Annotated in this window: 1 tRNA gene and 3 rRNA genes; all 4 read right to left on the reverse strand. The window is 55.5% G+C overall.

The annotated features are described in order from the left end of the window. Positions 1-113 precede the first annotated feature (113 nt). The 4 genes from rrf to O2S87_RS17945 all read right to left on the reverse strand — a co-directional run bounded on the left by rrf (position 114) and on the right by O2S87_RS17945 (position 5350). A 5S ribosomal RNA gene (gene rrf, locus O2S87_RS17930) occupies positions 114-235 on the reverse strand. Positions 236-363: 128 nt separating this feature from the next. After that, positions 364-3285, reverse strand: a 23S ribosomal RNA gene (locus O2S87_RS17935). Between the two features lie 351 nt (positions 3286-3636). After that, positions 3637-3708 (reverse strand) — tRNA-Ala (locus O2S87_RS17940). Between the two features lie 168 nt (positions 3709-3876). Next, positions 3877-5350, reverse strand: a 16S ribosomal RNA gene (locus O2S87_RS17945). Together the 16S, 23S and 5S rRNA genes with 1 tRNA gene alongside form the textbook arrangement of a ribosomal RNA operon. Positions 5351-5360 lie beyond the last annotated feature (10 nt).

Below are 5360 nucleotides of genomic sequence, written 5' to 3' on the forward strand. Positions count from 1 at the left end.
ACAACTACAAAAAGCCCACAAGCGAGAGCTCCCGCTTGCGGGCTAAATGACTGCGAGTGATCCGAGTGGATCACCCATATATGATGGAGCGATTCCAATGGAATCACTATGAAAAGGGGCGGCGAACCACGACTCCCAGAGGGTCTCCCACTCCAGTACTGCGCGGAACGCAGACGAGCTTAACTTCCGTGTTCGGGATGGGTACGGGTGGAGCCTCGTCGCTATGGCCGCCGTAAGGCTGATCAACGGAATCGAACCGTTGCAATGTCCAACTCAGTCAGTACGACTATGTACTATTTCGTATGATACGTGCAATCCAGTAAACGCCTGGACCCAATACAATATGGGTCACAGTGCTTTGTATGATTGTGGCTTGGTCTGTTAGTGCTCGTGGGCTTAACACCTCGTTGCCTTGGTGCGCACACCCCGAGTCTATCGAACTCGTCTTCTACGAGTGACCTCTGTGGTATTTCTTTTTCATGTGGGTTTCGAGCTTAGATGCGTTCAGCTCTTACCCCGTGGCACGTGGGTACTCGGCAACTGCCCTGACGGACAACCGATACACCAGTGGTGCCCAATCGTAGTTCCTCTCGTACTATACGATCGTTCACGTCAAATACCGTAAACACCCCCAATAGATAGCAGCCGACCTGTCTCACGACGGTCTAAACCCAGCTCACGACCTCCTTTAATAGGCGAACAACCTCACCCTTGCCCGCTTCTGCACGGGCAGGATGGAGGGAACCGACATCGAGGTAGCAAGCCACGCGGTCGATATGTGCTCTTGCGCGTGACGACTCTGTTATCCCTAAGGTAGCTTTTCTGTCATCTACGGGCCCCATCAATGGGCCTCGTAGGTTCGCTAGACCACGCTTTCGCGTCAGCGACACTCGTTGGGAATGTCACTGTCAGACTTCCGTATGCTCTTGCGCTCTTCCTCGGGTCTCCGACCCGAGTGAGGAAATCTTGGGGCGCGCTCGATATCTTTTCGAGCGCGTACCGCCCCAGTCAAACTGCCCGGCTACCGGTGTCCTCCTCCCGGAGTGAGAGTCGCAGTCATTATCGGGTAGTATTTCAATGCTGCCTCGGTGGCCCGCTGGCGCGGGTACCTGTGTAACGGCTCCTACCTATGCTGCACAATAACGACCACGTCTCAGCGACAGCCTGCAGTAAAGCTCTATAGGGTCTTCGCTTCCCCTTGGGGGTCTCCAGACTCCGCACTGGAACGTACAGTTCACCGGGTCCAGCGTTGGGACAGTGAAGCTCTCGTTGATCCATTCATGCAAGCCGCTACTGAAGCGGCAAGGTACTACGCTACCTTAAGAGGGTCATAGTTACCCCCGCCGTTGACGGGTCCTTCGTCCTCTTGTACGAGGTGTTCAGATACCCGCACTGGGCAGGATTCAGTGACTGTACGAGTCCTTGCGGATTTGCAGTCACCTGTGTTGTTACTAGACAGTCGGAGCTTCCGAGATATTGCAACCTGCCTCATTCCGAGGCAGGCATCCCTTCTTGCGAACGTACGGGACTAACTTGCCGAATTCCCTAACGCCGGTTATCCCGACAGACCTTGGCTTTCGCTGCCAGAGCACCTGTGTCGGATCTTGGTACGGACATCGCACTTGCATTTTCACGGGCCCTAGGTACCACCGACTTGCGCTGTCTCGGGATTCGTTCGGTTCGTGCCATGACGGCTTCCACGAAGTTCCCCGATTTGACCGGGCGACTGCCCGGCTCAGTGTTTCCTACGGCGTCTGCGTTGAGTGGCGACGGTACTGGAATATTAACCAGTTTCCCTGTTGTCTCTTTCGAGTTGCGGAGAGACTTAGGACCGACTAACCCTCGGCTGATTGACAGTGCCGAGGAACCCTTGCTCGTAAGGTCGTCGAGGTTCTCACCCGACTATTGCTGCTACTGTGACCAGGATTTTCGTTTCTGAACGGTCCATACGAGCTCTCGCCCGCACTTCCACCCGATCAGAACGCCGACCTACGTGGTCACCCCTGGTGGGGTGCTGCTGGGTCTCGGAAATGGATTTGAGCCCCGATCATTTTGGGCGCCTCGAACCTCGGCCGGTAAGCTGTTACGCTTTTCTTAGAGGGTTGCTGCTTCTAAGCTCACCTCCCGGCTGTTTAGGGCTCGAGACCACCTTCGATCGCACTTAATCCATATTTGGGGTCCTTAACCTAGCTCTGGGTTGTCTCCCTTACGGTGCACAAGCTTACCCCGCACACCGGACTCCCATCGTCTACAACGTTCGTAAGTTCGGAGTTTGACAGAAAAGCCGACTCCTCTCGGAGGCGGGATTTTCAATCGGTCGCTCTACCTCACGAACTATCTCAGATGAGGTCATGCTTCGACATGTTTCGGTCGGAACCAGCTGTTGCCGAGTTCGATGGGCCTTTCACCCCTACACATAAGTCACGAGAGGGTATTGTAAGACACCAACTCTAACGGGCCTCCACGTGCCTTTCGGCACGCTTCACCCTGCTCATGCGTAGATCACTCGGTTTCGGGTCGCATCCCCGCGACTCCCCGCCCTAAAAGACGGCGGCCCTGGTCCGTGAGGACTGCGGCCATGTCGCTTTCGCTACGTCTACTCTGATACACAGATTAGACTCGCCGTGGAGATGCACTCCCTGGTTCGTTTTTCAAAACGTACGACGCAACATCGGCTTCTGTGTCGTCTTACTGTATCCTCGCGGATGGGTCATTAAGACACAGACCTTGTATGCCACGTCGTTCTATCGCCAACTGATTTCAGGCTCTATTGCACAATCCTTCTCGGAGTGCTTTTCAGCGTTCGCTCACGCTACTTGTTCGCTATCGGTCTCGAGGAGTGTTTAGTCTTCCCGGGGGATGCCCGGGGAATTTTCACGAGGGATATCCGACCCACGCTACTCTGGAGCTGACGCACGACGTACTGCTTTCTGATACGGGGTTGTCACCCTGTTTCACGCTCCGTTCCAGAAGACTTCTCAGAAAGGTTCCGTCGATGAAAGTCAGTCCGTACACCACATTGCCCCGAAGGGCTTCGGTTTGGACTGTGTCGTGTTCACTCGCCGTTACTAACGACATCGCAGTTGCGTTCTTTTCCTGTCGGTACTAAGATGTTTCAGTTCCCGACGTTCCCTATTGCGCAAGGCAATTGTTGAGAGGGATTCCCATTCGGAGATCCTACGTTCTTCGCTTCCATGCAGCTCCCGTAGGCTTTTCGCAGCTTGGCACGTCCGTCATCGGCTCTCGAGCCGAGCCATTCACCAGCTGGCACAGTAGCCAGTTGTTGAGACGATCTAAGATCGCCTCATGGTTGAGACGGACTCCAAAGGAGTTCGCCTCGTTGTGAGACAGCCTCGAAAGAGACTGTCTCGAGATTGAGACACATAACGTGTCTCAAATGTATGTTCACTGTACCCGGATACTGAGAATCTCCGAAGAGACTCCCAGTGAATTGTACTGGGTCCAGTGGACGCCTGGATTGCACGTACACACGATATCATCACACACCGAGGTGGTACGTCGGTGTGTTCTACCCTTCCCATCCGCGCTTACGCGGGACGGTGCATTGGTTTGTTCTGCGTATTACACCCCAACGCCGTCACCCATTTAAGGGGCACGGTTCGGGGCGCGCAGGTATGGACTCAGTGGGATTCGAACCCACGGCATCCTCCTTGCAAAGGAGGCACTCTGCCGCTGAGCTATGAGCCCAACTCGGTCGGCAGCGCCGACCGAGTACGAAATGTTAGCCTTGGTAGTTCGAAGGTGCCCGATCGCACGACGGGCCGAACGGTGTACGTGGAATCTTTCGAAACGTACGATGGACGCAATGAGTATGAAAGGTGAGTCCGCCCCGAAGTGGGGCGGATCTCGATCGTTAGGAGGTGATCCAGCCGCAGATTCCCCTACGGCTACCTTGTTACGACTTAAGCCCCCTTGCGAAGCCCAGATTCGACTCGCGGATGCGAGCCTCATCCGGACCTCACTCGGGTGCTTTGACGGGCGGTGTGTGCAAGGAGCAGGGACGTATTCACCGCGCTCTTCTGAAACGCGATTACTACCGAATCCAGCTTCATGCGGGCGAGTTTCAGCCCGCAATCCGAACTACGACCAGGTTTCTGAGATTACCGTCGCCTCTCGGCGTTGGAACCCATTGTCCTGACCATTGTAGCCCGCGTGTTGCCCAGCCCATTCGGGGCATACTGACCTACCGTTGCCCATTCCTTCCTCCAGTTTAGCACTGGCAGTCTTCCTAATGTACCCACCCGGCCGGAGCCGGTGCTGGCAATTAGGAACGTGGGTCTCGCTCGTTGCCTGACTTAACAGGACGCCTCACGGTACGAGCTGACGGCGGCCATGCACCTCCTCTCACTAGCTCGTAGCGGATGTCGTTAACATGACTGTCATTACTAGTGTCGGGGCTGGTGAGATGTCCGGCGTTGAGTCCAATTAAACCGCAGGCTCCTCCGGTTGTAGTGCTCCCCCGCCAATTCCTTTAAGTTTCATCCTTGCGGACGTACTTCCCAGGCGGCTCGTTTAGCGGCTTCCCTACGGCACAGCACCCACTCGTAGTGGGTGCCACACCTAACGAGCATCGTTTACAGCTAGGACTACCCGGGTATCTAATCCGGTTCGAGACCCTAGCTTTCGTCCCTCACTGTCGAATCCGTCTTCTCAGAGTGCTTTCGCCATCGGTGGTCCGTCCGGGATTACAGGATTTCACTCCTACCCCGGACGTACCCTCTGAGCCTTCCGGTTCCAAGCCACACAGTTTTCGCCGGACGCCCACCTGTTGGGCAGGTGGATTTCCCGACGAACTTGTATGGCCAGCTACGGACGCTTTAGGCCCAATAAAATTGGACATCACTCGAGCTGCCGGTATTACCGCGGCGGCTGGCACCGGTCTTGCCCAGCTCTTATTCGTGTACCTCCTTACAGTACACAAAAGCGAGGGCTAGTATGCCCTCGCACTTGGGATTCCCCTATCGCACTTGCGTGCAGTGTAAAGGTTTCGCGCCTGCTGCGCCCCGTAGGGCCCGGAATCTTGTCTCAGATTCCGTCTCCGGGCTCTGACTCTCATCACCCGTACCAATTATTGGCACGGTGGGCCGTTACCCCACCGTCTACCTAATCGGCCGCAGCCGCATCCTTCAGCGCCGGAGCGTTTGGAGTACGCCGCATTCCAGCAGGCGTACCGCATCCACTATTAGCCTCAGTTTCCCGAGGGTATGGTGGTCTGAAGGGTAGCTTGGCCACGTGTTACTGAGCTATCTGCTACGAATCTAAGTTCGTACAACTAGCATGGCTAAATCGAATCCCAATAGCAATGTCCTCCGGCAGGATCAACCGGAATGTGTCCAACC

Source organism: Halohasta sp. A2, from assembly GCF_056175805.1.